We start from the raw sequence: 26,395 nt of genomic DNA on the forward strand, positions 1-26,395 counted from the left end.
AGGACTGAACATGCGCCACCACACCCATGACTTGCTGTCGCCAGTGCCCGGCACTGGCCGGCAGATCCACAGCTTCCATTACGGTCCGCAAAACGGCACCGGCAAAGTCTATGTCCAGGCGTCGCTGCATGCCGATGAACTGCCGGGAATGCTGGTGGCCTGGTACCTGAAGCAGCGTCTGGCTGAACTGGAAAATGCCGGGCGCCTGCTGGGCGAAATCGTTGTGGTGCCCGTCGCCAACCCGATCGGTCTGGAACAGGTGCTGATGGACACCCCGCTGGGCCGCTACGAGCTGGAAAGCGGCCAGAATTTCAATCGCTGGTTCAGCGATCTCGGCACTCAGGTCGGTGATGACATTGCAGCCCGACTGACTGCCGACGCAGAGCACAACCGCGCACTGGTCAGGGACAGCCTGCTGGCGGCGCTGAATGCCCTGTCGGCGACCACCCAGTTGCAATCGCTGCGCCTGACCCTGCAGCGCCTGGCCTGCGACGCCGACATGGTGCTGGACCTGCATTGTGATTTCGAGTCGGTCGAGCACCTGTACACCACGCCCGAGGCCTGGCCAAAAGTCGAACCGCTATCACGCTACCTGGGCGCGCAAGCCAGCCTGCTGGCAACCGACTCAGGCGGGCAGTCGTTCGATGAGTGCTTTACGCTGGTCTGGTGGCAATTGCAGCAACGCTTTGGCGAGCGTTTTCCGATTCCCATGGGCAGCTTTTCAGTGACCCTGGAGCTGCGCGGACAAGGCGATGTGAACCATGCGCTGGCCAGCCGCGACTGTCAGGCGATCATCCATTACCTGATCGACGCCGGCATCATCGACGGCGATCTGCAGCCGCTGCCCGAACTGCTCTACCCCGCTACGCCACTGGCAGCGGTCGAACCGGTGGCTACGCCGGTCGGCGGCCTGCTGGTGTTCTGTGCGATGCCTGGCGAACACGTCGAGGCCGGCCAGCTGATTGCCGAGGTCATCGACCCCATCAGCGACACCGTGACCTGCATCCATGCCCTCAACGCAGGCCTGCTGTATGCGCGTTCGCTGCGCCGCATGGCGACTGCCGGCATGGTCATTGCGCACATCGCCGGCACCCAGGCCTATCGCAGCGGCTATCTACTTTCTCCTTGAGGACCTGTCATGCAAAAACTGACCATCGATGGCCTGCACAAAAGCTATGGCGACAATCACGTACTCAAAGGCGTATCGCTCAAGGCCAGCAGCGGTGACGTCATCTGCCTGATCGGGGCCAGCGGCTCCGGCAAGAGCACCTTTTTGCGCTGTATCAATTTTCTCGAACAACCCAGTGACGGGGCGATGAGCCTGGATGGCAAGCAAGTGCGCATGGTCAGCGACAAGGACGGCATGCGCGTTGCCGACCCGGATGAGCTGCAGCGTATCCGCACGCGGCTGGCGATGGTGTTTCAGCACTTCAACCTGTGGGCGCACATGACCGTGCTGGAAAACATCACCATGGCGCCGCGCCGGGTCCTGGGCGTGCCCAAGGCCGAAGCCGAGGCGCGCGCGCGCAAATACCTGGAAAAGGTCGGTCTGCCGGAGCGTGTTGCCGATCAGTACCCCGCGTTTCTTTCCGGTGGTCAGCAGCAGCGCGTGGCCATTGCCCGTGCGCTGGCGATGGAGCCGGAAATCATGCTCTTCGACGAGCCGACATCCGCGCTGGACCCGGAGCTGGTCGGTGAGGTACTGAAAGTCATTCAAGGCCTGGCTGAAGAAGGCCGGACGATGATTCTGGTGACCCACGAAATGGGTTTCGCACGCAAGGTGGCGAGCCAGGTGGTGTTCCTGCACCAGGGCCAGATCGAAGAGTCCGGCCACCCGGACGAAGTACTCAACAATCCGAAAAGCGAGCGTTTGCAGCAGTTCTTGAGCGGCAATCTGAAGTAGCACCGATTGCTGCGTACACACGTCTGCCCCCCCCTCAAATCTCATTCCCACGCTCCAGCGTGGGAATGCATTTCATTGCGCTGCGCGTCATAAACAGGACGCAGAGCGTCCAGAACGGCATGTCGACGCGGAGCATCGGCACGATGGGTAATCCAGGAGCGATCAGCCACATAACCATTTAAAACTATTACCCTTTCTCTGCTGTCTCTGACTTAACGCCACTCAGAGCACACTCAAACGGATGAGCAGACCCACCGATTTCGCTCGACGATGGTTTCTCGCCCGGGGCTGGAAGCCCTTTGCGTTTCAGAAGGAAGTTTGGGCAGCGGTAAAAAACGGTGAGTCCGGATTGCTGCATGCCAGCACCGGCTCGGGCAAGACCTACGCTGTGTGGTTCGCCGCCCTCAACCGCTTCGCCAAAGCCAATACGCTCACCGCTGACAACAAACCCCGCAAACGCAAACCGCCCGCTGAACCGCTGAGTGTCCTGTGGATCACGCCCATGCGCGCCTTGGCCGCCGATACCGCCAGAGCCCTTGAGGCCCCGTTGGCTGAACTGGATATCCCGTGGTCGGTCGGCTTGCGCACCGGCGATACCAGCGGCAGCGAACGGGCCCGGCAGAGCCGGCGGCTGCCCTCTGCCCTGATCACCACCCCTGAAAGCCTGACGCTGCTGCTGACCCGTGCCGACGCTCAGGTCGCCTTGTCGACACTGAAGATGGTGGTGGTGGACGAATGGCACGAGCTGATCGGCAACAAGCGCGGCGTGCAGTTGCAACTGGCCCTGGCGCGCCTGAGGCGCTGGAATCCGCAACTGATCGTGTGGGGCATTTCCGCGACGCTGGGCAATCAGCAACACGCGCAGCAGGTGCTGATCGGCGACGGCGGCGTGACCGTGCAAGGCAAGATCGTCAAGGACTTACAGGTCGATACGCTGTTGCCGCCGTCCATCGAACGCTTCCCGTGGGCCGGGCATATGGGCTTGCGCATGTTGCCGCAGGTCGTCGCCGAGGTGGAAAGCAGCGCGAGCTGTCTGGTGTTCACCAACACTCGGGCACAATCGGAAATCTGGTATCAGGCGCTGCTGGAAGCCCGCCCCGACTGGGCCGGGTTGATTGCCCTGCATCACGGGTCGCTGGCGCGAGAGGTCCGAGACTGGGTCGAGCGCGCGTTGAAAGAAGGCGCACTCAAGGCTGTGGTGTGCACCTCCAGTCTGGACCTGGGCGTGGACTTTCTACCGGTGGAGCGCGTGTTGCAAATCGGCTCCCCCAAAGGTGTCGCGCGCCTGATGCAGCGCGCCGGGCGCTCAGGCCACGCGCCGGGTCGCCCCTCGCGCGTGACGCTGGTGCCGACCCACAGCCTGGAGCTGGTCGAAGCCGCTGCCGCTCACGACGCCGTCGAAGCACGGATGATCGAGCCCCGCGAATCACCGCTCCAGCCGTTGGACGTGCTGGTCCAACACCTGGTCAGCATCGCTCTGGGCGGTGGTTTCCTGCCTGATGAGCTGCTCGCCGAGGTACGCAGCGCCTGGGCTTACCGGGACCTCAGCGACGAGCAATGGCAATGGGCGCTGGCGTTTGTCCGCAACGGCGGCCACTCACTGACCGCCTACCCTGATTATCGCCGTGCCGAACCTGACGAGGACGGCGTCTGGCGCGTCCCCGATGCGCGTCTTGCCAGACGTCACCGCATGAGCGTGGGGACCATCGTCAGTGAGGCCACCGTCAACCTGAAATACTGGAAAAAAGGTGGCGGCGGTGGCTCGCTGGGCAGCGTCGAAGAAGGCTTCATCGCCAGACTCAAACCCGGTGACGGCTTTCTGTTCGGCGGACGCTTGCTGGAGCTGGTTCGAGTGGAAAACATGACGGCCTACGTCAAGCGCGCGACCGGCAAGAAAGCCGCCGTGCCACGCTGGAATGGCGGTCGAATGCCGCTGTCCAGCGAACTGGCGGATGCCGTGGTGGAGAAGTTCGATGCCGCTGCACGAGGCGAATTCAACAGCCCGGAGATGCGTGCCATCAAACCCCTGCTGGAAGTACAGCAGCAGTGGTCAAGGCTGCCACGACGCGACACATTGCTGGCCGAAACACTCAAATCCCGCGAAGGCTGGCACCTGTTCCTCTACCCGTTCGCCGGCCGACACGTGCACCTGGGACTGGGCAGCCTGCTGGCCTGGCGCCTGAGCCGGCATCGGCCGCTGACCTTTTCCATTGCCGTCAACGACTACGGGCTGGAGTTGCTCAGTGCCAGCGAGATCGACTGGGCGCAAGCGTTGCAGGCTGACCTGTTCAGCGAAACGGATCTGTTAGCCGATATCATCGCCAGCCTGAACGCTGGCGAGCTGGCCCTGCGACGCTTTCGGGAAATCGCGCGTATATCCGGTCTGGTGTTTTCCGGCTACCCTGGCGCGGCCAAGAGCAATCGTCAGCTTCAGGCATCCAGCGGACTGTTCTTCGAGGTGTTCAAGCAGTACGACGCGGACAACATGCTGCTGACCCAGGCCGAACAGGAAGTCCTGCGTCAAGAACTGGACCTGCAGCGTCTGGAACTGACGTTGCGCCAGATCAACAGCCGCACGCTGGACCTGCACGCAATAAAGCGCGCGACTCCGCTGGCCTTTCCATTGCTGGTCGAACGCTTTCGCGAAAGCCTCAGTTCGGAGAAACTTGCCGACCGCATCGCGCGAATGGTCCGCGACCTGGAGAAAGCCGCCGGCCCGGAGACTGAACAATGAACCCGTATCTGGCTGTCACGCTGGCAGGAGAAGAGCTGTGGTTGCTGGCCGACAAGGCCATCTACTACCCCGCCGAACGATCCTTGCTGATTGCCGATGCGCACTTTGGCAAGGCGGCCGCCTATCGCAAGCTCGGCCAGCCGGTGCCGCACGGCACTACACAGGAGAATCTGCGCCGCCTGGACAGCCTTTTGAAGGCCTATCCCTGCGATCATCTGATCTTTCTGGGCGATTTCCTGCACGCGCCGGAATCTCACGCGGTCGGCACGCTGGCCGCGCTGGAACACTGGCGGGCAGAACGCTCGACGCTGCGCATCACACTGATCCGCGGCAACCATGACAAACGGGCTGGCGATCCGCCCGCTTATCTGGGCATCGATGTGGTCCCCGAGCCCTTGGCACTCGGGCCATTTGCACTGCAGCACGAGCCCGATCCGCACCCTGACCTGCACGTACTGGCCGGGCACATTCATCCGGTGTATCGGCTACACGGGCGCGGCCGGCAAAGCTTGCGGCTGGCGTGTTTTTACCTGGGCCGGCAAGTCAGTCTGCTGCCAGCCTTCGGCGAATTCACCGGTGGTTTTCAGATTCGTCCCGCGCAGGACAGCACGGTCTATGTAACCGGCGGTGATGCGGTGTGGCGAGTGGCATAACGTAGCCGGTCGCCCTATAAAAAACTGCCCACTGCTCGCGAGAGCAGCAGGCAGTCTTGTGATAATCAGGCCACAGGTGCAGGTGGCGGCTCGTCCGGAACAGTAGGCCCGCCTGGCTCGGTAGGCTGAAACGGAGTGTCGGGGCCTGGATCGCCCGGGATCCCGCCACCGACCATGTTCAGCTCCGGGCTGAGATCGGAATGAGCCATCAATGACCAGGCGAGCAGCCCGATCTCGTTAAGCGGAGATTGAACCTGTTCAGAGATTTTGAAAGTAGTCTTCATAGGGCACTCCAGATCAAAGGCCTTCGCACGTAATGAATGATGCGAAAGCATGTGAGCAGATAGAGTGCGGAATAGAGTATTAATTCAATTCCACTAGTCACCTGAAGCGCAAATCAGGTGCGTGGCAGGGTGACGCCACGCTGGCCCTGGTACTTGCCACCACGATCCTTGTAGGACACTTCACACTCCTCATCGGACTCCAGGAACAGCATCTGCGCCACGCCTTCGTTGGCGTAGATCTTGGCCGGCAGTGTCGTGGTGTTGGAAAACTCCAGCGTTACATGCCCTTCCCACTCTGGCTCGAGCGGCGTGACATTGACGATGATGCCGCAGCGCGCGTAGGTGCTCTTGCCCAGGCAGATCGTCAGAACGTTACGCGGAATACGGAAATATTCCACCGTGCGCGCCAGCGCAAACGAGTTGGGAGGGATGATGCACACGTCGCTCTTGATATCGACGAAGCTTTTTTCATCGAAGTTTTTCGGATCGACCGTGGCCGAATTGATGTTGGTGAACACCTTGAATTCGTCGGCGCAACGCACGTCGTAGCCGTAACTGGACACCCCGAAAGAGATCACCCGATCGGCGCCTTCGCCACGTACCTGGCGCTCTACGAAGGGCTCGATCATCCCGTGTTCCTGCGCCATGCGGCGAATCCACTTGTCCGATTTGATGCTCATGGCGGTGTCCTGAATAGCGAGGTGAAAAAGATATCCGGCATCTTACCGGGCTGAGGCCGACGGTTCAAAGGCAACAGATCGCGAGTTTGCGTGACTGGCCGGGCTGTTTCGCTGTGAATGGAAATAATCATCAACAGACCATTGGCACGTTCGGAAAAAAGGGTTAAGGTGGCGTCACTGTGTTGCTTGTGTCACTGAGAATCTCTACACGATGTTGAATTTCGATCCAACCATCTCCATGAATTTTCCAGCTCTTTGCACTCAGTCTCGGCCAGGGCTCTTCCTACGCCGCAGTTAACTTTGTCCAAGGAGATATACTATGTCCAATCGCCAAACTGGTACCGTTAAGTGGTTCAACGATGAAAAAGGCTTCGGCTTCATCACTCCACAATCCGGTGACGACCTGTTCGTGCACTTCAAAGCTATCCAATCCGACGGCTTCAAAAGCCTGAAAGAAGGCCAACAGGTTTCTTTCATCGCTACCCGCGGTCAGAAAGGCATGCAAGCTGAAGAAGTTCAAGTTATCTAACTTGTACTGATTCGCTTAAAAACCCCGCCCTTAAAGCGGGGTTTTTTATTGCCCGTCTTTTGACCTCTCGCCGGCTGAGCACCTGCTGTACAGCTGAGCGGGACGAGAGCAGCAAAGCACCTCCCCCGCCCGATCATCGCTATCCAATCAGTCGTCGCTTACCGAAATGGTCGGCATGGCTGGACTTGCAGCTTCCTGCAACACGATCCGTGCACCGACATGACGTGCCAGCTCCTGATACACCATCGCAATCTGACTCTCCGGCTCGGCAATCGCCGTAGGCTTGCCGCCATCTGCCTGCTCGCGAATCAGCATCGAAAGCGGCAGTGACGCCAGCAGCTCGACATCGTACTGCGTCGCCAGCTTCTCGCCGCCACCCTCACCGAACAGATGCTCAGCATGGCCGCAGTTGGAGCAGATGTGCACCGCCATGTTTTCCACAACGCCCAGTACCGGAATATTGACCTTGCGGAACATCTCGACACCCTTTTTCGCATCCAGCAGGGCCAGATCCTGTGGCGTGGTAACAATCACGGCACCCGCGACCGGGACTTTCTGCGCGAGCGTCAACTGGATATCACCAGTGCCGGGCGGCATGTCGATAACCAGATAATCCAGATCATTCCAGGCAGTCTGCGTGACCAGTTGCAGCAACGCCCCCGACACCATCGGTCCGCGCCAGACCATCGGCGTGTTGTCGTCGGTCAGAAAGGCCATCGACATCACCTCGATGCCATGCGCCTCGACCGGCACGAACCACTTCTGGTCCTTGATCTTCGGCCGCGTGCCTTCGGGAATACCGAACATCACCCCTTGGCTAGGCCCATAGATATCGGCATCGAGGATACCGACGCGAGCACCCTCGCGAGACAGTGCCAAGGCCAGGTTGGCGGCGGTCGTGGACTTGCCGACACCGCCCTTGCCGGACGCGACGGCAACAATGTTTTTCACATTGGCAAGCCCCGGGATCTGGCTCTGGGCCTTGTGCGCGCTGATCACGCTGCTGATGGCGACCGTGGCCGAACTGACGCCTTCCAGGTTCTCGATGGCAGTTTTCAACACTTGCGCCCAGCCGTTCCTGAACAGGTCGGCGGCATAGCCCAATTCGAGTTGCACGCTGACCTGTGCCCCCTGAATATCGATGGACCGGACGCAACCGGCAGTGACCGGATCCTGATTCATATAGGGGTCGGTGTACTGGCGAAGAATCGTCTCCACCGCTGCGCGATTGACTGCGCTCATGGGCTTACTCCGTAAAAAGACTGACTGAAACAGCCGACTATCGTACCTGTTCTGCCAACAGCCCACATGATTTCACTGAACCGCGGCCCACCTTTCAGGAGCATTCCCACAACCGCACGGGTGAAAAAAATCGTTCAGACCTTTATAGTGGCCGGTCTCCGTTTCACTTCAAGTAGCCGAGCCCCATGTCCGAGCCACGCAAGATTCTCGTTACCAGCGCCCTGCCCTATGCCAATGGTTCCATCCACCTTGGCCACATGCTCGAGTACATCCAGACCGACATGTGGGTGCGTTTTCAGAAGCACCGCGGCAATCAATGCATTTATGTCTGCGCGGACGACGCCCATGGCTCGGCGATCATGCTGCGCGCCGAAAAGGAAGGCATCACGCCAGAGCAACTGATCGCCAACGTCAAGGCCGAACACAGCGCCGACTTTGCCGACTTCCTGGTGGATTTCGATAATTTCCACTCGACGCACTCGGACGAGAACCGCGAGCTGTCGAGCATGATCTACAAGCGTCTGCGCGATGCGGGTCATATCGCGACGCGCTCGGTTACCCAGTACTTCGACCCGGAAAAGAAAATGTTCCTGGCCGACCGTTTCATCAAGGGCACCTGCCCGAAATGTGCGGCCGAAGACCAGTACGGCGACAACTGTGAAAAGTGCGGCGCCACCTACGCCCCGACGGACCTGAAAGACCCCAAGTCGGCGATTTCCGGTGCCACGCCGGTGCTCAAGGACTCGAAGCACTTCTTCTTCGACCTGCCTGCGTTCGACGCCATGCTCAAGAGCTGGACACGCAGCGGCACCCTGCAGGACGCCGTTGCCAACAAGATCGCCGAATGGCTGGACAGTGGCCTGCAGCAGTGGGACATCTCCCGCGATGCGCCCTATTTCGGCTTTGAAATTCCCGACGAGCCAGGTAAATACTTCTACGTGTGGCTCGATGCGCCGATCGGTTACATGGCCAGCTTCAAGAACCTGTGTGCGCGTCGTCCGGACCTGGACTTTGATGCGTACTGGGGAAAGGGCGCGACCACCGAGCTCTATCACTTCATCGGCAAGGACATCGTCAATTTCCACGCGCTGTTCTGGCCAGCCATGCTGGAAGGTGCGGCCTTGCGCACGCCGACCGGCATCAATGTACACGGCTACCTGACCGTCAATGGTCAGAAGATGTCGAAATCGCGCGGCACCTTTATCAAGGCACGCACCTACCTCGACCACCTGCCGCCCGAGTACCTGCGCTATTACTACGCGTCGAAGCTGGGCCGTGGCGTCGACGACCTCGACCTGAACCTCGAAGACTTCGTGCAGAAGGTCAACTCCGACCTGATCGGCAAGGTCGTCAACATTGCCAGCCGTTGCGCCGGGTTCATTCACAAGGGCAACGCCGGCGTGATGGTCGAAGCCAATGCGGCGCCCGAACTGACCGACGCGTTTCTGGCGGCTGCACCCAGCATTGCCGACGCTTACGAAGCCCGCGACTTCGCCCGCGCCATGCGCGAGACCATGGCCCTGGCGGACCGCGCCAATGCCTACATCGCGGAAAAAGCGCCATGGGCGCTGGCCAAGCAGGAAGGCAAACAGGATGAAGTCCAGGCCGTATGCGCGCTGGGCATCAACCTGTTCCGCCAGCTGGTGATTTTCCTCAAGCCGGTGCTGCCGAATCTGGCCGCCGATGCGGAAAAATTCCTCAATGTCGAACCACTGACCTGGGCAGACCACAAGACCTTGCTGGCCAATCATAAGCTCAACCCGTTCTCGGCACTGATGACCCGTATCGACCCGGTCAAGGTCGAGGCCATGGCCACTGCCTCCAAGGAAGACCTGACCGCTACCGACTCGTCGGCGGACACCGCACCTGCCGGTAATGGCGAACTCACCAAAGACCCACTGTCGGCGGAAATCGACTTTGACGCTTTTGCCGCCATCGATCTGCGTGTTGCACTGATTCTCAAGGCCGAACACGTGGAGGGTGCCGACAAGTTGCTGCGCCTGACCCTGGACATCGGCGACGAGCAGCGCAATGTCTTTTCCGGCATCAAGAGCGCCTACCCGAACCCGTCCGAACTCGAAGGCCGTCTGACCATGATGATCGCCAACCTCAAGCCGCGAAAAATGCGCTTCGGCATTTCGCAGGGCATGGTGATGGCGGCAGGCCCCGGCGGTGAGGAGATCTATCTGCTCAGCCCCGACAGTGGCGCCAAGCCAGGCCAGCGCATCAAGTAAAAAACGACGCAGGGCCCGGTATCCTGCCATCAGGCGGATACCGGGCCTTTACGCATTCGCAAGCTCCCTGATCTGTCCGATAATGCTGCTCTCTCGATAGACAGAACACCTGTTGGTCACCTGGCAAGACCATGACTGAATTGATTCGCCTGCTTCCCGACGTGGACCTCATCCGCAGTATCGACGCCCTTCTGCCGCAGACTCAGTGCGGCAAGTGCGGCCATCCCGGCTGCAAGCCCTACGCCGAAGGCATCGCTGGCGGTGAAGCCATCAACAAATGCCCACCGGGCGGCGATGAAACGATAGTCCAGCTGGCCGAACTGCTGTCTGTTCCGGTCCTGACACTGGATATGCAACGCGGCACTGCACCTGCGCAGGTTGCCTTCATTCGCGAAGCAGAGTGCATCGGTTGTACCAAATGCATTCAGGCCTGCCCCGTGGATGCCATTCTTGGCGCATCCAAGCTGATGCACACCGTGATTATCGACGAATGCACAGGTTGTGACCTGTGCGTTGCGCCGTGCCCGGTGGATTGCATTGAAATGCATCCGCTGCCACTGGCCACGGTCACGCCCATCGTGGGTGGTCTGGCCCCTACCGCCGAGCTGCAGGAGGCGCGGCAGCGCAAGCGTAGCCATGCCCGGATGCGTTTCGAAGCACGAAATGCGCGCCTGCACCGTGAACAGCAAAAGCGGCTGGCAGAGCGCCTTGCGCGGTCACAGCGCATTGAATCCGCTCGTAGTGTGCTGCCTCAATCCGCCGTCGCTCTCGACCGCAACGACAAGCCTGCCGGACCGGATGAAGCGGTGAAAAAAGCCCGAATTGCGCTGGCCATGAGCCGCGCGCAGCTCAACAAGTCACTCAAGGCGTTTGGTCACCCTCCCATTGCGGAGCAGGCTGCCAGGCTTGTGGAATTGCAGCGCGAATACGAAGCTGCCGAGCAAACACTTGCAGCACTTCTGCCACCCCCCGCACAGGCTGATTCCGAGGAAAAGCTCCGCTCATGAATGCCGCAAAACGCCAGGAAATCTTTCGCAGGCTGCATGAGGACAATCCGGACCCGAAAACCGAATTGGCCTACACCACGCCGTTTGAACTGTTGATAGCCGTCATCCTTTCCGCCCAGGCCACCGACGTAAGCGTCAACAAGGCGACTGCCAGGCTTTACCCGGTCGCCAATACACCACAGGCCATCTACGAACTGGGTGTAGAAGGGCTTTCCGAATACATCAAGACAATCGGCCTCTACAACAGCAAAGCCAAAAACGTGATTGAAACCTGCCGCATGCTGGTGGAGCTGCACAACGGCGAGGTACCGCAAACCCGAGAAGCACTCGAGGCGCTGCCGGGCGTCGGGCGCAAAACCGCTAACGTGGTGCTCAACACCGCTTTCCGCCAGATCGCGATGGCGGTAGACACGCATATCTTTCGCGTCAGCAACCGCACAGGCATCGCGCCAGGGAAAAATGTGGTGGAAGTGGAAAGGCAACTGATGAAATTTGTGCCGAAAAACTACCTGCTCGACGCCCATCACTGGTTGATTCTGCACGGGCGCTACGTTTGCCAGGCCCGTAAACCGCGGTGCGGCAGTTGCCGTATAGAGGATCTATGCGATTACAAGGCAAAAACGTCCGACGATTGAGCCAGACAGCTCATTGCTGCCTTGTCGATTGAAAAAATCTTTTTTACCCACCTTTGGATTGTCGATATAAGAAGCGCCAGAGAGCCCAAGCCCTGGAGTCGACTTTATGAGCACTGATAACGAACAATTGGACGTAGACGACGACCTTGTCTCCGTCGACACGGACGACACAGAACCAGTGACTGTCGAGCCGGCGAAGACCAACCTGAGCAAACGACGCACCATCGACAACCTGCTTGAAGAACGGCGTTTGCAGAAGCAGTTGGCTGATTATGACTTCGATTTCTAGACAGCCCTGAAACCTCGCACTGACTTGCTCGATCAAGGCATTTGAAGCCTCTCGCAGAAGAGGCTTCAATACGTGATCACTACGAAAGATGAAGGCTCGACAGCCGACCTGCACAACCGGGCATCAGCCACAGCTCCTTTTAGACAATTCCTTACTCAGACAAGCCCGTTACGCTGCGCAAGCTCGATCAGATCGACCAGCGAATGCGCGTTGAGCTTGAGTAATAAACGCGTTTTGTAGGTACTGACGGTCTTGTTGCTCAAAAACATGCCATCTGCAATTTCCTTGTTGGTCTTGCCTCGGGCCAACTGCTGCAGAACCATCATCTCCCTGCCGGAAAGCCGGTCGACCATATCCGACTCACTCGCGTTGCCCATACTGGAGCGAACAGTGTGCAACGCCTGGTTGGGAAAGTAGCTGTACCCTGACAGTACCGCCTTGATGGCACTGAGAAGCTCGGTCAGATCCTGCTGCTTGCAGACATAGCCGGCGGCCCCGGCCTGCATGCAGCGCATGGAGAAGTGGCCCGGCGCCTGGGAGGTGAGGATCAGAACCTTGAATGGCAACGTCATGGCTGACAGTCGGGCGATTACCTCCAGCCCGTCGAGCTTGGGGATACCGATATCGAGAATGACGATATCCGGGAGGTGCTCACGCGCCAGTTGCAGCGCATCCACACCGTTGTCAGTCTCCGCGATGACCTCATAGCCATGACGCTCCATCAGCATGCGTACAGCAAGGCGAATGACGGGATGATCATCCACGATCAGCACTTTATTCATGGGCAGTCCATTTTTCGCTATTCGAATTTTCAGAGCCAGCACAATAACTTAGTCGTTTACTGCTTTGCATGGCGCTCACCCTTGTGGACTGACAGCCAAAGACCATTCCTACAATTACAGCAGAAACTTCCTACAATACTTGGCAGGAACGTACATTTTTTATTAATTCTCACAAAGCCTTCCTTTCCGGAACCTGGTGAATTTTGTTGCTGATCACTGCAGCACAAGCATCGCAGCATCAGTAGATAAATGCGTACAGCAGACGATCGCCGAACTCTTACATTCAAAATGCGGCCCTGTTGCACCTGTTAACAGTATCGCCAGAGCATTCCTGCATCAGCGTCACAAATCGACCCGATACATGGCTTATCGCCAGCAATTTAAAACCAATTCCCTTTAGCTGAATCATTTAAAAAACAGGTCGTTCCCTGCGTTCCCGATTGAGCACATCTGCTGTTAAAGCCTATTGCTAACGATCTGCGGCGTGGAAGGCGACATCTGCCCATAACGCCCCTTAGCAGGGTGACTGAAAAGTTTCTGCATGCGGATGCCCTAACCTGCACACCTATGATCGAAGACCATTGGACACACCCCACACACTAAATACGTAAATAAGGTTTAAAAATTACACATTATTTACAAAATTTCGTACAAATATTTATTTAAGGAGAATCCTCACAAAACAGCAAGAAAAATCCTACAAACAAATACATAGCATCAACGTGCCATACCTCTATGAACTGCTCATTGACATGCCTCTACTCAACAAGCTCCATTCTCTTACTGTCGCAAAATCTTACATACACCCTGGCATAACCCTACATCATTCAAGACCATAAGTAGCTCTTTCGACACGTAGCAAATACCATTTTTCATTTCAAAGCCAGACGTATTCTTTCGAATAGGAAACGGACTACACGATTAGCAGACGTGACATTACAACTCGTAAGACATTATAAAAACCGCTCGGTCAATTCTTATAACTTGCCATTTTTCCCTTGCAAAATTTATTACCACTCGTTACTTTTTTAACAGCAACTTTATTACTTACTGCCCTTGAACACGCGCCACTATAAGAAACCCTGTTGCTGCGCACTGTACTTGCGCACGTGCCTATGCGATGTGTTTAAGCAGGCTCCATGTATCGCGCGGTCGGATTAATTCCGGCACTGGGTATATCACCAATCCGGCATCGCTGCCTTCTGAAAACTCTCGGGGCGCCTGTCAACTCTTTTGAATGGGCCCTGTGTATAACCATGTTCAAAAAGGGATGTACCATGAACACTAAATACGCTCGTACGCGGCCACCCACCTCCACCCCCACCGCCTCTGATCTCATCACCGCAGTGGAAGCCTTTGTTGCCAGCGGTGGCGTCATAGCCGTCATACCCGAAGGAGAGGCCGCAGGATTAGCCGCCCCCTCATCCACTCGTACACAACCTGCCGTAGAACACGGACTTGAACACGCGGGCAAAGTGCAGCAACTGAAATACCTGGCGGCCAAGGGTGCCGGTTTTACCGCGTTACAGTATTCATTGCGAATGAGTAAAAGGGATGTGCGCCGCCTGGCGACAGAAAATGGCGTGACCGTTAACCTCAGCCAGCCCTTGCTTACCCCCCGCAGGGAGGCCCTTGATGACGTTACGGACATCGATGACGTCGTTGCAGGTCACGCCATGCATTACTCGGCATTGGGCTACACCGCGTCCGAGATTGCCGGGATACTCGATCTGAGCCTTCGCCAGGTACTCGGCATCGGCAAGGCGTACCGGTTTGAGTTCAGCCAGCGACGGGAGAGCGACTGACGCTGAATAACGAGGCAAAAAAGAGACAGCGTGCGATACCTTTCAGGGAGCCGATGGAAAACTCTGTTATCCCCTGCCCTGAACGTCTACAACTGTTGTAGGAAAACACTAAAACAAATAAGCACTTTTTCGACGCTAACGGTAAGAAGATATTCAACGACTGAATACCCGTGACACATGATATTTCTGCAGTCGGCTACACGCTGCTATCTTGCATAGTACATGTACCCTGTATATCAACCACCGGTTTCACTGGCTCAACGTCTTTTTACATGACGTCCGGAAGGAATGCCAATTTCGATAGTATTTGAAGTGCAGCCCTGTATGGGCTGCACGTGTCGAACAACTTGCGGTATCAGAACAGCTTGCGGCCCTTGTTGGCTGCAATCCGCATGCGCAGTGCGTTGAGCTTGATGAAGCCCGCTGCATCGGCCTGATCGTAGGCGCCTGCGTCATCTTCAAACGTGGCAATGTTGGCGTCGAACAGCGAATCATCCGACTTGCGACCGGTGACGATCACATTGCCCTTGTACAATTTCAGACGCACAACGCCGTTCACGTGAACCTGAGACGCGTCGATCATCTGCTGCAGCATCAGACGCTCAGGGCTCCACCAGTAGCCTGTGTAGATCAGGCTGGCGTATTTGGCCATGAGCTCGTCCTTGAGGTGGGCGACTTCGCGGTCCAGGGTAATGGATTCGATGGCGCGGTGAGCACGCAGCATGATGGTGCCACCAGGTGTCTCGTAGCAGCCGCGGGACTTCATGCCCACATAACGGTTTTCAACGATATCCAGACGGCCGATACCGTTTTCGCCACCGATGCGGTTCAGGGTCGCCAGCACAGTGGCCGGGGTCATTTCGACGCCATCCAGCGCAACGATGTCACCATTGCGATAGGTCAGCTCAAGGTAGGTCGCAACGTTTGGCGCGTCCTCAGGGGACTTGGTCCAGCGCCACATGTCTTCTTCGTGCTCGGTCCAGGTGTCTTCCAGCACGCCGCCTTCATAAGAAATGTGCAGCAGGTTGGCATCCATGGAGTACGGGGATTTCTTCTTGCCGTGACGCTCGATGGGAATGTTGTGCTTCTCGGCGTAGTCCATCAGTTTTTCACGCGACAGCAGATCCCATTCGCGCCATGGAGCAATGACCTTCACGCCTGGCTTGAGCGCGTAGGCACCCAGCTCGAAACGCACCTGATCGTTACCCTTGCCGGTTGCGCCGTGGGAAATGGCGTCAGCGCCGGTTTCGTTGGCGATCTCGATCAGACGCTTGGCGATCAACGGACGGGCGATGGAGGTACCCAGCAGGTACTCGCCTTCATAGACGGTGTTGGCACGGAACATCGGGAAGACGAAATCACGCACGAACTCTTCGCGCAGGTCATCGATGTAGATTTCTTTCACGCCCATGGCCTGCGCCTTGGCGCGTGCCGGCTCGACTTCTTCACCCTGACCCAGGTCAGCGGTAAAGGTCACCACTTCGCAGTTGTACGTATCTTGCAGCCACTTGAGGATTACCGAAGTATCCAGGCCACCGGAATACGCGAGAACTACCTTGTTTACGTCCGCCATGCCATCACTCCACCGGGTTGTACGGAAAACCGCTGATTCTACCGTTCAAACCGGCAAATTTACAGGGGCGCGACAGCTTGTGACGACAAGGCGACGTCTGGCAGGAACCTTTTACAGGTCTTAAGAAGTGTGTGCTGCGCTGGCAGACGCAACCGGCACCGGGCGCTCATCGGGCGCGACGCGCTCAAGGTGCACGTTCACCCGACGGTTGCGCGCACGATTGGCTTCATTGGTGTTGGGCGCCAGCGGGTAGCGCTCGCCATGAAAGCGCAGGGTGATTTGCTGCTCGGGTATGCCTTGAGCCTTGAAATAATCCATGACCGCCAGCGCGCGACGGCGGGACAGGTCACGGTTGGTGAGGCGATTGCCACTGTTATCCGAATGGCCGTCCAGTTCGATACGATTCACGGTCGGGTCGGCCTTCAAATAAGCCACCATGTTGTCCAGACGCGCTTTGGCACGCGCATCCAGCTCGATACCGCCGCCCGGGAAACCCACTTCGGCCTGTTTGATCTGATCGAAGTTCATCGGCAACAGCTTGGCAGTGCATGCCTGGTAATCGCTGAATGCCTTGCTGAACTTGACCGGCAGCAGACGCACTTCCATCTGGCCGCCGTCTCGCGTGTAGTGGCGAATGAGCGGACTGCGACCGTCCATCAGACCGCTGATCAGACGTCCGGCCTGGGCTTGGGAGGTATTGAAGGGAATGTCGCCATTGCTGACGCGCACCGATCCCAGGTTGATATCGCCGCGACCCGGTTGCCACGGTGCCGCAGCGGCCAGCAATGTCGCGGAGCCGTTGCCGAGCATGTTGTACGAAGCCTTGAGGCGAAACGTCGCCTGCTCGCCCGCGCGGCGCACGAACTCACCGGCACCGAAGTCGGTGATCGGTTGAGTCAGACGGCACTCGAACTGATCGCCTTCGACCTTCCACTCGATGCTCTCCAGACGCGTCTGGAAACTGATAGCCATCGCCGGGAGGCTGGCAAACAGGCTGAGCAGGGCTAAATATCGCTGGCGCACGGGAGGCTCCACTGGAAATGAACGCGAAACAGAAAATTACCGACTGACAAGGGAGCTATCGGTAACTTCATGCAAAACTTGATAGCGGATGCCTGAGAGAGTCTTTTCCGGTAGCATTCCCAGCGAGTTTGACCCGCCTGGAATCCCCAATGTCTGACCGCCTGACCCTCCTGCGTCCCGACGACTGGCATATTCACCTCCGTGACGGAGCTGTCTTGCCTCATACCGTTGCTGACGTAGCGCGAACTTTTGGCCGCGCAATCATCATGCCCAACCTCGTGCCTCCGGTGCGCAATGCGCAGCAAGCCGATGCCTATCGCCAGCGCATTCTGGCTGCACGCCCGGCCAGCAGCCGCTTCGAGCCGTTGATGGTGCTGTACCTCACCGACCAGACCACGCCCGACGACATCCGCACCGCCAAGGCCAGTGGTTTCGTGTATGCGGCCAAGCTGTATCCGGCTGGCGCGACCACCAACTCCGATTCCGGTGTCACCAGCATCGACAAGATCTTTCCTGCTCTCGAAGCCATGGCCGAAGTCGGCATGCTGCTGCTGGTGCACGGGGAAGTGACGCGTGGCGAAATCGACGTGTTCGATCGCGAGAAGGTCTTCATCGATGAGCACCTGCGTCGTGTAGTCGAGCGCTTCCCGACCCTCAAAGTGGTGTTCGAACACATCACCACCGGTGAAGCGGTGCAGTTCGTCAATGAGGCTTCAGCCAATGTCGCGGCGACCATCACCGCGCATCACCTGCTGTACAACCGCAACCACATGCTGGTCGGCGGGATTCGTCCGCACTTCTATTGCCTGCCGATCCTCAAGCGCAATACGCATCAGACGGCCCTGCTCGACGCGGCCACCAGCGGCAGCGGCAAGTTCTTCCTGGGCACCGACTCGGCGCCGCATGCCCAGCATGCCAAGGAAAACGCCTGCGGTTGCGCCGGGTGCTACACCGCCTACGCAGCCATCGAGTTGTATGCCGAAGCTTTCGAGCAGCGTAACGCTCTGGACAAGCTGGAAGGCTTCGCCAGCCTCCACGGTCCGGCGTTCTACGGCTTGCCCGCCAATCAGGACACCATCACGCTGGTGCGTGACGAGTGGACCGCCCCTGCCAGCCTGCCGTTTGGCGAGTTGACTGTCATCCCGCTGCGCGCTGGTGAAAAGCTGCGCTGGCGTCTGGAGGAACACGCGTGAGTGAAGATCATTTTGACGACGAACACGAAGGCCACGGCGGTGGCGGCGGTTCCCGTCACCCGATGGCGGCGCGCTTTCGCGGCTACCTGCCCGTGGTCGTCGACGTAGAAACCGGCGGTTTCAATTCAGCCACCGATGCCTTGCTGGAAATCGCTGCGGTGACGATCGGCATGGATGAAAAAGGCTTCGTGTTCCCGGAACACACCTATTTCTTCCGCGTAGAACCGTTCGAGGGTGCCAACATCGAAGCGGCGGCGCTGGAATTCACCGGCATCAAGCTCGATCACCCGCTGCGCATGGCGGTCAGCGAAGAAACCGCGATGAACGACATCTTCCGCGGCGTGCGCAAGGCCCTCAAGGCCAATGGCTGTAAACGTGCGGTGCTGGTAGGCCACAACGCCAGCTTCGACCTCGGCTTCGTCAATGCCGCGGTTGCGCGGATGGACATGAAGCGCAACCCGTTTCACCCGTTCTCCAGCTTCGACACCGCCACCCTCGCCGGCCTGGCCTATGGTCAGACTGTGCTGGCAAAGGCCTGTCAGGCTGCCGGCATCGACTTCGACGGACGCGAGGCGCACTCGGCCCGTTACGACACCGAGAAGACGGCCGAGCTGTTCTGCGGCATCGTCAATCGCTGGAAAGAAATGGGCGGCTGGGAAGATTTCGACGACTGAGGTCGTCACGTCTGTGAATGGACCGGCCTTGTGCCGGTTTTTTCATGTCCGGAACTCGACCATCCCGAGGCCGACCGGTAATGCGATTCCTGCGAAAACAACCGCTCATCGCTCGACCTGAATACAACCCAAAACAGTTTTGACAAGCATTCTCATTAACATTAAGCTCCTCGGCACCAAGCAATAAACCAGCGACGGTCCATAGCTTATGTATGTTTGCCTCTGCCAAGGTGTCACCGACGGTCAAATCCGGGATGCAATTCTGGAAGGCTGCTGCAGTTATCGTGAAGTCCGTGAAACACTGGGCGTTGCGAGTAAATGTGGAAAATGCGCCTGCCTGGCAAAGGAAGTGGTTCGTGATACGCTGACCGAGCTGCAAACCAGCCATGCCTTGCTGGCCTATCCGGCAAAATTTTCAGCTGCCTGAATCCCCTCTTTTAAAGAACCGGACACCGCGTCCGGTTTTTTTATGCCTGTAATTCAAGCGCTTAGCGTCAAGATGCGGAACTCAAACATTCTTATTCCTATTTAATTTCACTTATTATTCAACAACTTAGGTTTGACAGGCGTTTAAGCTCAGCTCACACTCGGCACTTATATACACAAGCCACCGGCAGGACCTCGAACATGAAAGGCGACATTACCGTCATCCAGCATCTCAACAAGATCCTCGGGAACGAGCTGGTCGCTATCAATCAGTATTTCCTGCATGCGCGCATGTACGAAGACTGGGGTCTGAAAAAGCTGGGTGGCCACGAATATAAAGAGTCCATCCATGCGATGAAGTACGCTGACAAGCTGATCAAGCGCACATTATTTCTGGAAGGGCTGCCAAACCTGCAGGACCTGGGCAAGATCCTCATCGGTGAGCACACCAAGGAAATGCTGGAGTGCGACCTGAAGATCGAGCAAAAAGGTCTGGCCGATCTGAAAGCCGCGATCGCTCACTTCGAGACCGTCGGTGACTTCGGCAGCCGTGAGCTGCTGGAAGACATCCTTGAGCCCAAGGAAGAGCAAATCGACTGGCTGGAGACTCAGCTGGGTCTGATCGTAAAAGTCGGTATCGAGAACTACCTGCAGTCGCAGATGGGTGACTGATTCCCCCATAGCGCCGCAATGAAAAAGCCCGCCTCAATCGAGAGCGGGCTTTTTCTTGTGCGTAAAACCAGGCTTGAGCGTACGAAGCGATAATCGCGACTATCGTGCGACGCTCTGCGCGAGGCTTTACTCGGCCTTGGCGGCGGATGCTTCCTTGACCAGCGTCTGCAACGAACCGTCAGCCATCATCTCGGTGATGATGTCGCTACCACCGACCAGCTCACCGGCAACCCACAGTTGCGGGAAAGTCGGCCAGTTGGCGTACTTTGGCAGGTTGGCGCGGATTTCAGGGTTTTGCAGAATGTCGACATAGGCAAACTTTTCGCCACACGCCATCAATGCCTGGGAAGCCTTGGCCGAAAAGCCGCATTGCGGAGCGTTCGGAGCGCCTTTCATGTAAAGCAGAATGGTGTTGTTGGCAATCTGCTCTTTGATCGTTTCGATGATATCCATGGAGCACCTCGGCTGAAATATCCGACTCAGTTGTCGGCACGGTGGCGCATTGTAACGAAATCCCGAGCATGACGCTCTGTCTTGAGGCTTAACACGCCACGACCTGCACCGGTACGCCGTTCAACGCCGCGTTGCCGGACAGCACGTCGAGTTGCCGTTCGTCGGTCAGGTCATTGGCACTGACGCCAGGCAGGCTCTGCGCGATCGCCATCTTTACTCCCGCACGTGAATGCCCCCAACCGTGCGGCAGGCTGACCACCCCGGGCATCATGTCCAGACTGCCCAGCACCTGAACCTCGATCATCCCGACCCGGGAGCTGACGCGAACCTGCTGGCCGTCGCTCAGACCACGGCACGCGAGATCGTCAGGATGCATCAACAGCTGATGCCGGGGTTTGCCCTTCACCAGCCGATGGTAGTTGTGCATCCAGGAATTGTTACTGCGCACATGCCGGCGGCCAATCAGCAGCAACTCGTCGGTCTGGGGAGCAGGCTCGGCAGCAAAGCGCGCCAGGTCGGCCATGATCACCTCAGGCGCGGCCTGAATGCGCCCATTGGCGGTCTTCAAGCGCTCTGCAAGATTGGCCTTCAACGCCCCCAGATCAAGACCGTGCGGATGACTGTCCAGGGTTTCCAGTGACAGCTTATGGGGTGATGCATCGCCATAGAGACCTGCACGCAGCCCGCGATCGATCATCTGCGCAGGCGGCAACGTGGGTTTCAGCGCTCGCTCGGCCTTGGCAGCAAAAGCGCTGGCCAGCCCGACGAAGATCTCCCAGTCGTGCAGCGCACCTTCGGGCTTGTCAAAAATGGCCCGATTGAAGCGCGTGACGTTACGCACGGCCAAGGTGTTGAAGGTGGTGTCGTAGTGATCATTCTCCAGCGTCGAGGTGGACGGCAGAATCAAGTCGGCGTGGCGAGTGGTCTCGTTGATGTAAAGGTCGATGCTGAGCATGAACTCAAGCCCTTCGAGCGCCTGCTCCAGCTGACGGCCGTTGGGCGTCGACAGAACCGGGTTACCCGCAACGGTCACCAACGCGCGAACCTGCCCTTCCCCCTCCACGAGCATTTCCTCGGCCAGCGCCGAAACCGGCAACTCGCCGCCATACTCCGGCAGGCCGGACACCCTGCTTTGCCACAGATTGAAATGACCACCGGATGTCGAGCTGACGAGGTCGACGGCGGGCTCTGTGCACAACGCGCCACCCACGCGGTCCAGGTTGCCAGTCACCAGATTGATCAGTTGTGCCAGCCAATGGCACAGCGTGCCGAAGGTCTGAGTCGACACGCCCATTCGCCCATAACACACCGCCTTGTCAGCGGCCGCGAAGTCCCGCGCCAGTTGCCGGATCTGTTCGGCAGCAATACCGCAGCGCGGGCTCATGGCCTCTGCGGTGAAACCGGCAATGGCGTGGCGAACCTGCTCCAGGCCGTCGACAGGCAAATGGCTCTCGCGGGTCAGCCCCTCCTCGAACAGCGTATTGAGCAGCCCGAACAGCAACGCCGCATCACCGCTCGGACGTACGAACAGATGCTGGTCAGCGATGGCAGCCGTCTCACTGCGGCGAGGGTCAATGACCACCAGTTTGCCGCCGCGCTGCTGGATCGCTTTCAGACGCTTTTCAACGTCCGGTACCGTCATGATGCTGCCATTGGACGCCAACGGATTACCGCCGAGAATCAGCATGAAGTCGGTGTGATCGATATCCGGAATCGGCAACAGCATGCCGTGGCCGTACATCAGGAAACTGGTGAGGTGGTGCGGCAACTGATCAACCGACGTCGCCGAAAAACGATTGCGGGTCTTGAGCAGACCGAGAAAGTAATTGCTGTGGGTCATCAACCCGTAGTTATGCACGCTGGGGTTGCCCTGATAGACCGCTACCGCGTTCTGCCCATGGCGCTGCTGAATGGCGTAAAACCGCTCCGCGACCAGATCGAACGCATGCTGCCAGGCAATCGGCTGCCACTGATCACCGCTGCGCAGCATCGGCTGGCGCAAACGATCAGGGTCGTTCTGGATGTCCTGCAGCGCAACCGCCTTGGGGCAGATATGACCGCGGCTGAACGTGTCCAGCGGGTCGCCCTTGATCGAGGCAATGCGCGGCGCAGAATCCGCCTCCACGACGGTCTCGATCACAAGACCGCAAATGGCCTCGCACAGGTGGCAGGCTCGGTAGTGTTCAGTCCGGGTCATCACAGCCTCAGATCTTGTCATGGCAATCCGGTTGATTGCCGAACACTCACTATGCTGCCTTGCCATGCCCCGCGCCACTGATGTTCGGCCCGTGAATCGAGGGGCATCAGGCGCGCGGATGAGGTGGCCGAATCAACCGCCGATAGGCGTGACGACCTTGCGCTGTTGCTGCATTTCGGCCACGGTTTCGATCTGTTCCTGCGCCAGGTGGACGCCGGTCAGATCGCCGATCAGGCGCCAGTGCTCGTCGAGTCCCGAGCTGATGGTCGCCATGCGATCAATCATGCGCCGCCCCGCCGTACGCGTGACTTCGTCCTCGCTGCGCAGCAGTTCGAAAGACATTGAGGTCATCGAGGCTGTCAGATGGGTAAGCGTGCGGGCGGTGAGCCCGAGCAACTCCGTTAATTGATGCTCTTTTGAGTCCATTCCCCCACCCCTCGATCAGTAATGTATCGGCAACGATTTATAACCCACGTCCGGGATTAAAGAAACGGTCCTTGTTTCAAGCCCGTGAAGCGCATCCCATTAGGCAACGCCCGCGCAAACATGGACTGTTACAGGATTGGTACTAATTGCCAAGCGCTATTTGAGCAGTGTACAAATGCTGCCTTCTGAAAAAGTGCAGATGGCTGCCAACCTTCTCAGCGTAGCCAGTTTTTGCCCCGTCAATACAGAATAACGGCGCCCCTTCTATCCGGGACGCCAGTAGTGTCCATGTTTCAGAAAAACGCATGCTATTGGTAAGACGCGACATTTTTTTATACCATCGCGCCTTTCTTATTCGTCGCCCCGTGCGGCTTCCGCCGCAGGTCTCGCCCGTTTTATCGATAAAAACCGGCTTTGATAACCTGCGGTCTGTTGCAGAAAAGGTAGTTAATCATGAACGCCAGGCACTTTCTCTCGATGATGGATTACACCCCGGATGAACTCTCGGGCTTGATCCGTCGTGGCGTAGAGCTTAAAGACCTGCGAAATCGCGGTGTACTTTTTGAACCGCTGAAGAACCGGGTATTGGGGATGATTTTCGAGAAATCATCGACACGTACCCGTCTTTCTTTTGAAGCAGGGATGATTCAGCTCGGTGGCCAGGCCATCTTTTTGTCCCATCGAGACACCCAATTGGGCCGCGGCGAGCCGATTGCCGACAGCGCGAAAGTGATGTCGCGCATGCTGGATGCGGTCATGATCCGTACTTATGCGCACAGCAATCTGACCGAATTCGCCGCCAATTCCCGTGTGCCGGTCATCAACGGCCTGTCCGATGACCTGCACCCGTGCCAGTTGCTCGCCGACATGCAGACCTTCCTGGAGCATCGCGGCTCGATCCAGGGCAAGACCGTTGCCTGGATCGGCGATGGCAACAACATGTGCAACAGCTATATAGAAGCGGCGATTCAATTCGACTTCCAGTTGCGTGTGGCCTGCCCTGCCGGCTACGAGCCAAACGCCGAATTCCTGGCACTGGCTGGCGAGCGCGTCACCGTGGTCCGCGATCCGAAAGCCGCAGTTGCCGGCGCACATCTGGTCAGCACCGATGTGTGGACCTCCATGGGCCAGGAAGAGGAAACCGCGCGGCGCAAAAAGCTGTTCGCGCCGTTTCAGGTCACGCGTGCCCTGCTCGACCTGGCTGACAAGGATGTGCTGTTCATGCACTGCCTGCCTGCCCATCGTGGCGAAGAAATCAGTGTCGACCTGCTGGATGATTCACGCTCGGTCGCCTGGGATCAGGCAGAAAATCGCTTGCACGCGCAGAAAGCGCTGCTGGAGTTTCTCGTCGCGCCGGCCTGCAAACCCGCATGAACCCGTTGCTGCTGAACCTGCGCAACCTCGCTTGCGGCTATCAGAACCAGCGCGTGGTGCAGGATCTGAACCTGCACCTCAACGCGGGTGACATAGGCTGCCTGCTCGGCTCGTCGGGCTGCGGCAAGACCACGACACTGCGCGCCATTGCCGGCTTCGAACCGATCCATGCGGGTGAGATCACTCTGGCGGGCGAAGTGATCTCCCGTCCGGGCTGGACCCTGCCGCCGGAGAAACGCCGTATCGGCATGGTGTTTCAGGATTACGCGCTGTTCCCGCACTTGAGTGTCGCCGAAAACATCGCATTCGGCATTCGCAACCACCCGCGCCTGGATAAAGTGATCGCCGAGTTGCTTGAACTGGTCAACCTCGGCGCGCTGGGCAAGCGCTATCCACACGAGCTGTCCGGTGGCCAGCAACAGCGAGTGGCGCTGGCCAGAGCACTGGCGCCCGAGCCGCAACTCCTGCTGCTCGATGAACCCTTCTCCAACCTGGACGGCGAGTTGCGCCGGCGCCTGAGCCATGAGGTGCGCGATATCCTCAAGGCGCGGGGCACCAGCGCGATTCTGGTGACTCATGACCAGGAAGAGGCTTTTGCCGTGAGCGATCACGTAGGCGTATTCAAGGAGGGGCGCCTGGAGCAGTGGGACACACCTTACAATCTCTACCACGAACCGCGCACGCCGTTCGTTGCCAGCTTCATCGGCCAGGGCTATTTCATTCGCGGGCAGATGATGAATCCGGAATCGGTGCATACCGAACTCGGTATTCTGCGCGGCAACCGGGCATACCCGGGCGTAAGCGGCGCCGCCGTGGATGTCTTGCTACGCCCTGACGACATCGTCTACGCGCCGCACAGCGACCTGAAAGCACGGGTCATCGGTCGAACCTTTCAAGGCGCCTCGACGCTGTATCGCCTGCAACTGTCGACCGGCAGTCAGCTGGAAGCCATTTTCCCCAGCCACGCCGATCACGGTCAGGGTGAGGAAGTCGGCATTCGTGTGGCAGCAGACCATCTGGTGCTGTTCCCGGCACCCGGCAGCGTGGTTGTGCATACGCTCAACCACTGAGACGCAGATCATTCCCTGCCGATCGGGGCAAATCTGGCCTGGGTATATTCAGCCAGTACCGCTGGCGAAAGCTCGACCTCAAGTCCCCTCCTCCCGGCACTGACGTAAATGCTGTCAAAGCGCTGCGCAGTTTCGTCGATAAAGGTGCGCAGACGCTTCTTCTGGCCCAAGGGGCTGATGCCACCCAATAGGTAACCCGTCGAGCGTTGCGCCGCTGCAGGGTCGGCCATTTCGGTTTTTTTTGCCCCGGCAGCCTGCGCCAAAGCCTTTAGATCAAGTGTTCCGACGACCGGCACGACGGCGACCAGCAATTCGCCTTTTTCGGTACTGGCGAGCAGCGTCTTGAACACCTGTGCAGGCTCCAGACCCAGCTTTTCCGCCGCCTCCAGCCCATATGACGGCGCTTTCGGATCATGTTCATAACTGTGAATGCGATGTTCGGCGCGATGTTTTTTCAGCAAATCCAGTGCGGGTGTCATGCAGCGCTCCAAAAGGTTCCGAATGCCCATCACTTTAAGCGAAGTAAAGTGAACATGC

Annotated in this window: 26 protein-coding genes; 16 read left to right on the forward strand and 10 right to left on the reverse strand. The window is 58.3% G+C overall.

The genetic code is table 11. The features are described 5' to 3' along the window. Positions 1-10: 10 nt before the first annotated feature. From BLR16_RS05470 to pdeM, 4 genes are all read left to right on the forward strand, one after another. Positions 11-1,129, forward strand: coding sequence for a succinylglutamate desuccinylase/aspartoacylase family protein (locus BLR16_RS05470; RefSeq protein ID WP_003431200.1), 1,119 nt, complete (start codon positions 11-13; stop codon positions 1,127-1,129). 9 nt (positions 1,130-1,138) lie between these two features. Next, positions 1,139-1,903 carry an ABC transporter ATP-binding protein gene (locus BLR16_RS05475; RefSeq protein WP_003431202.1) on the forward strand — a complete coding sequence of 255 codons (765 nt, stop codon included), beginning with the start codon at positions 1,139-1,141 and terminating at the stop codon, positions 1,901-1,903. A gap of 241 nt (positions 1,904-2,144) precedes the next feature. Further along, positions 2,145-4,637 (forward strand): ligase-associated DNA damage response DEXH box helicase, encoded by a 2,493-nt coding sequence (locus BLR16_RS05480; RefSeq protein WP_058397254.1) that lies wholly within the window; start codon positions 2,145-2,147, stop codon positions 4,635-4,637. Next, on the forward strand, positions 4,634-5,290 hold the full coding sequence (gene pdeM, locus BLR16_RS05485) for a ligase-associated DNA damage response endonuclease PdeM (protein WP_074804893.1): 657 nt from the start codon (positions 4,634-4,636) through the stop codon (positions 5,288-5,290). Before BLR16_RS05480 ends, pdeM begins: the two co-directional genes overlap by 4 nt. A gap of 65 nt (positions 5,291-5,355) precedes the next feature. Here the strand turns inward: pdeM and BLR16_RS05490 are convergent, their stop codons facing one another. Together BLR16_RS05490 and dcd are read right to left on the reverse strand one after the other, a co-directional pair. Continuing rightward, on the reverse strand, positions 5,356-5,574 hold the full coding sequence (locus BLR16_RS05490) for a hypothetical protein (RefSeq protein WP_003363577.1): 219 nt from the start codon (positions 5,572-5,574) through the stop codon (positions 5,356-5,358). A 113-nt stretch (positions 5,575-5,687) separates the two neighbouring features. Next, on the reverse strand, positions 5,688-6,254 hold the full coding sequence (gene dcd, locus BLR16_RS05495; RefSeq protein ID WP_002554836.1) for a dCTP deaminase: 567 nt from the start codon (positions 6,252-6,254) through the stop codon (positions 5,688-5,690). A gap of 319 nt (positions 6,255-6,573) precedes the next feature. On the opposite strand from dcd, the gene BLR16_RS05500 reads away from it, so the two are divergent. Next, positions 6,574-6,783 (forward strand): cold-shock protein, encoded by a 210-nt coding sequence (locus tag BLR16_RS05500; RefSeq protein WP_002554837.1) that lies wholly within the window; start codon positions 6,574-6,576, stop codon positions 6,781-6,783. Between the two features lie 147 nt (positions 6,784-6,930). Here BLR16_RS05500 and apbC read toward each other — a convergent pair whose 3' ends face one another. Further along, positions 6,931-8,025, reverse strand: a complete 1,095-nt coding sequence (apbC, locus tag BLR16_RS05505) for an iron-sulfur cluster carrier protein ApbC (protein ID WP_003431222.1) — start codon at positions 8,023-8,025, stop codon at positions 6,931-6,933. 185 nt (positions 8,026-8,210) lie between these two features. Between apbC and metG the strand changes: the two genes are divergently transcribed. The 4 genes from metG to BLR16_RS05525 all read left to right on the forward strand — a co-directional run bounded on the left by metG (position 8,211) and on the right by BLR16_RS05525 (position 12,190). After that, positions 8,211-10,259, forward strand: a complete 2,049-nt coding sequence (gene metG / locus BLR16_RS05510; RefSeq protein ID WP_074804896.1) for a methionine--tRNA ligase — start codon at positions 8,211-8,213, stop codon at positions 10,257-10,259. A 131-nt stretch (positions 10,260-10,390) separates the two neighbouring features. Then, positions 10,391-11,266, forward strand: coding sequence for an electron transport complex subunit RsxB (gene rsxB / locus BLR16_RS05515; RefSeq protein ID WP_074804900.1), 876 nt, complete (start codon positions 10,391-10,393; stop codon positions 11,264-11,266). Next, positions 11,263-11,901, forward strand: coding sequence for an endonuclease III (gene nth, locus BLR16_RS05520; protein ID WP_003363585.1), 639 nt, complete (start codon positions 11,263-11,265; stop codon positions 11,899-11,901). The genes rsxB and nth overlap by 4 nt, the downstream gene beginning before the upstream one ends. 106 nt (positions 11,902-12,007) lie before the next feature. Continuing rightward, on the forward strand, positions 12,008-12,190 hold the full coding sequence (locus BLR16_RS05525) for a PA3496 family putative envelope integrity protein (protein ID WP_003363588.1): 183 nt from the start codon (positions 12,008-12,010) through the stop codon (positions 12,188-12,190). Positions 12,191-12,345: 155 nt separating this feature from the next. On the opposite strand, the gene BLR16_RS05530 is transcribed toward BLR16_RS05525, so the two are convergent. After that, complete coding sequence (locus BLR16_RS05530; RefSeq protein WP_002554843.1) at positions 12,346-12,972, reverse strand: response regulator transcription factor; 627 nt, start codon at positions 12,970-12,972, stop codon at positions 12,346-12,348. A gap of 1,277 nt (positions 12,973-14,249) precedes the next feature. Here BLR16_RS05530 and BLR16_RS05535 point away from each other — a divergent pair. Continuing rightward, positions 14,250-14,777, forward strand: a complete 528-nt coding sequence (locus BLR16_RS05535; protein WP_058397258.1) for a hypothetical protein — start codon at positions 14,250-14,252, stop codon at positions 14,775-14,777. 355 nt (positions 14,778-15,132) lie between these two features. Here the strand turns inward: BLR16_RS05535 and BLR16_RS05540 are convergent, their stop codons facing one another. Together BLR16_RS05540 and BLR16_RS05545 are read right to left on the reverse strand one after the other, a co-directional pair. Then, positions 15,133-16,350 (reverse strand): argininosuccinate synthase, encoded by a 1,218-nt coding sequence (locus tag BLR16_RS05540; RefSeq protein ID WP_003363593.1) that lies wholly within the window; start codon positions 16,348-16,350, stop codon positions 15,133-15,135. Positions 16,351-16,470: 120 nt separating this feature from the next. Beyond that, entirely contained in the window at positions 16,471-17,373 is a 903-nt protein-coding gene (locus BLR16_RS05545; RefSeq protein ID WP_003363596.1) for a flagellar protein MotY, read from the reverse strand. A 149-nt stretch (positions 17,374-17,522) separates the two neighbouring features. On the opposite strand from BLR16_RS05545, the gene pyrC reads away from it, so the two are divergent. The 4 genes from pyrC (at position 17,523) to bfr (ending at position 20,338) form a co-directional block, all read left to right on the forward strand. After that, positions 17,523-18,566, forward strand: a complete 1,044-nt coding sequence (gene pyrC / locus BLR16_RS05550) for a dihydroorotase (protein ID WP_003363598.1) — start codon at positions 17,523-17,525, stop codon at positions 18,564-18,566. Continuing rightward, positions 18,563-19,240 carry a ribonuclease T gene (gene rnt, locus BLR16_RS05555; protein WP_003363600.1) on the forward strand — a complete coding sequence of 226 codons (678 nt, stop codon included), beginning with the start codon at positions 18,563-18,565 and terminating at the stop codon, positions 19,238-19,240. Before pyrC ends, rnt begins: the two co-directional genes overlap by 4 nt. Before the next feature lie 208 nt (positions 19,241-19,448). Then, complete coding sequence (locus tag BLR16_RS05560) at positions 19,449-19,667, forward strand: bacterioferritin-associated ferredoxin (protein ID WP_003350768.1); 219 nt, start codon at positions 19,449-19,451, stop codon at positions 19,665-19,667. 200 nt (positions 19,668-19,867) lie between these two features. Next, positions 19,868-20,338: a bacterioferritin gene (gene bfr, locus BLR16_RS05565; RefSeq protein ID WP_002554851.1), complete on the forward strand. Its 471-nt coding sequence runs from the start codon at positions 19,868-19,870 to the stop codon at positions 20,336-20,338. A 126-nt stretch (positions 20,339-20,464) separates the two neighbouring features. On the opposite strand, the gene grxD is transcribed toward bfr, so the two are convergent. The 3 genes from grxD to BLR16_RS05580 all read right to left on the reverse strand — a co-directional run bounded on the left by grxD (position 20,465) and on the right by BLR16_RS05580 (position 23,414). Continuing rightward, positions 20,465-20,791, reverse strand: a complete 327-nt coding sequence (grxD, locus tag BLR16_RS05570; RefSeq protein WP_002554852.1) for a Grx4 family monothiol glutaredoxin — start codon at positions 20,789-20,791, stop codon at positions 20,465-20,467. Between the two features lie 88 nt (positions 20,792-20,879). Beyond that, positions 20,880-22,988, reverse strand: a complete 2,109-nt coding sequence (locus BLR16_RS05575; protein ID WP_092194159.1) for a molybdopterin oxidoreductase family protein — start codon at positions 22,986-22,988, stop codon at positions 20,880-20,882. Positions 22,989-23,120: 132 nt separating this feature from the next. Next, positions 23,121-23,414 carry a hypothetical protein gene (locus BLR16_RS05580; protein ID WP_032609138.1) on the reverse strand — a complete coding sequence of 98 codons (294 nt, stop codon included), beginning with the start codon at positions 23,412-23,414 and terminating at the stop codon, positions 23,121-23,123. 453 nt (positions 23,415-23,867) lie between these two features. On the opposite strand from BLR16_RS05580, the gene argF reads away from it, so the two are divergent. Next, positions 23,868-24,788 carry an ornithine carbamoyltransferase gene (gene argF, locus BLR16_RS05585; protein WP_003363607.1) on the forward strand — a complete coding sequence of 307 codons (921 nt, stop codon included), beginning with the start codon at positions 23,868-23,870 and terminating at the stop codon, positions 24,786-24,788. Continuing rightward, positions 24,785-25,858, forward strand: a complete 1,074-nt coding sequence (locus tag BLR16_RS05590; RefSeq protein ID WP_003363608.1) for an ABC transporter ATP-binding protein — start codon at positions 24,785-24,787, stop codon at positions 25,856-25,858. Before argF ends, BLR16_RS05590 begins: the two co-directional genes overlap by 4 nt. An 8-nt stretch (positions 25,859-25,866) precedes the next feature. Here the strand turns inward: BLR16_RS05590 and ybaK are convergent, their stop codons facing one another. Then, positions 25,867-26,337, reverse strand: a complete 471-nt coding sequence (gene ybaK / locus BLR16_RS05595) for a Cys-tRNA(Pro) deacylase (RefSeq protein WP_003363610.1) — start codon at positions 26,335-26,337, stop codon at positions 25,867-25,869. Positions 26,338-26,395: the final 58 nt, after the last annotated feature.

Origin of the sequence: Pseudomonas sp. BS3767 (genome assembly GCF_900099665.1) — a bacterium.
GTDB lineage: Bacteria > Pseudomonadota > Gammaproteobacteria > Pseudomonadales > Pseudomonadaceae > Aquipseudomonas > Aquipseudomonas cerasi.

Coding starts and splice junctions, on each gene's coding strand:
- BLR16_RS05535 (WP_058397258.1), top strand. CDS start 14,250: ATGAACACTAAATACGCTCGTACGCGGCCACCCACCTCCACCCCCACC.
- BLR16_RS05530 (WP_002554843.1), bottom strand. CDS start 12,972: ATGAATAAAGTGCTGATCGTGGATGATCATCCCGTCATTCGCCTTGCT.
- ybaK (WP_003363610.1), bottom strand. CDS start 26,337: ATGACACCCGCACTGGATTTGCTGAAAAAACATCGCGCCGAACATCGC.
- BLR16_RS05475 (WP_003431202.1), top strand. CDS start 1,139: ATGCAAAAACTGACCATCGATGGCCTGCACAAAAGCTATGGCGACAAT.
- nth (WP_003363585.1), top strand. CDS start 11,263: ATGAATGCCGCAAAACGCCAGGAAATCTTTCGCAGGCTGCATGAGGAC.
- BLR16_RS05540 (WP_003363593.1), bottom strand. CDS start 16,350: ATGGCGGACGTAAACAAGGTAGTTCTCGCGTATTCCGGTGGCCTGGAT.
- bfr (WP_002554851.1), top strand. CDS start 19,868: ATGAAAGGCGACATTACCGTCATCCAGCATCTCAACAAGATCCTCGGG.
- BLR16_RS05590 (WP_003363608.1), top strand. CDS start 24,785: ATGAACCCGTTGCTGCTGAACCTGCGCAACCTCGCTTGCGGCTATCAG.
- apbC (WP_003431222.1), bottom strand. CDS start 8,025: ATGAGCGCAGTCAATCGCGCAGCGGTGGAGACGATTCTTCGCCAGTAC.
- pdeM (WP_074804893.1), top strand. CDS start 4,634: ATGAACCCGTATCTGGCTGTCACGCTGGCAGGAGAAGAGCTGTGGTTG.
- BLR16_RS05490 (WP_003363577.1), bottom strand. CDS start 5,574: ATGAAGACTACTTTCAAAATCTCTGAACAGGTTCAATCTCCGCTTAAC.
- BLR16_RS05500 (WP_002554837.1), top strand. CDS start 6,574: ATGTCCAATCGCCAAACTGGTACCGTTAAGTGGTTCAACGATGAAAAA.
- BLR16_RS05575 (WP_092194159.1), bottom strand. CDS start 22,988: ATGACCCGGACTGAACACTACCGAGCCTGCCACCTGTGCGAGGCCATT.
- BLR16_RS05525 (WP_003363588.1), top strand. CDS start 12,008: ATGAGCACTGATAACGAACAATTGGACGTAGACGACGACCTTGTCTCC.
- dcd (WP_002554836.1), bottom strand. CDS start 6,254: ATGAGCATCAAATCGGACAAGTGGATTCGCCGCATGGCGCAGGAACAC.
- metG (WP_074804896.1), top strand. CDS start 8,211: ATGTCCGAGCCACGCAAGATTCTCGTTACCAGCGCCCTGCCCTATGCC.
- pyrC (WP_003363598.1), top strand. CDS start 17,523: ATGTCTGACCGCCTGACCCTCCTGCGTCCCGACGACTGGCATATTCAC.
- BLR16_RS05470 (WP_003431200.1), top strand. CDS start 11: ATGCGCCACCACACCCATGACTTGCTGTCGCCAGTGCCCGGCACTGGC.
- argF (WP_003363607.1), top strand. CDS start 23,868: ATGAACGCCAGGCACTTTCTCTCGATGATGGATTACACCCCGGATGAA.
- BLR16_RS05560 (WP_003350768.1), top strand. CDS start 19,449: ATGTATGTTTGCCTCTGCCAAGGTGTCACCGACGGTCAAATCCGGGAT.
- BLR16_RS05580 (WP_032609138.1), bottom strand. CDS start 23,414: ATGGACTCAAAAGAGCATCAATTAACGGAGTTGCTCGGGCTCACCGCC.
- rsxB (WP_074804900.1), top strand. CDS start 10,391: ATGACTGAATTGATTCGCCTGCTTCCCGACGTGGACCTCATCCGCAGT.
- BLR16_RS05480 (WP_058397254.1), top strand. CDS start 2,145: ATGAGCAGACCCACCGATTTCGCTCGACGATGGTTTCTCGCCCGGGGC.
- grxD (WP_002554852.1), bottom strand. CDS start 20,791: ATGGATATCATCGAAACGATCAAAGAGCAGATTGCCAACAACACCATT.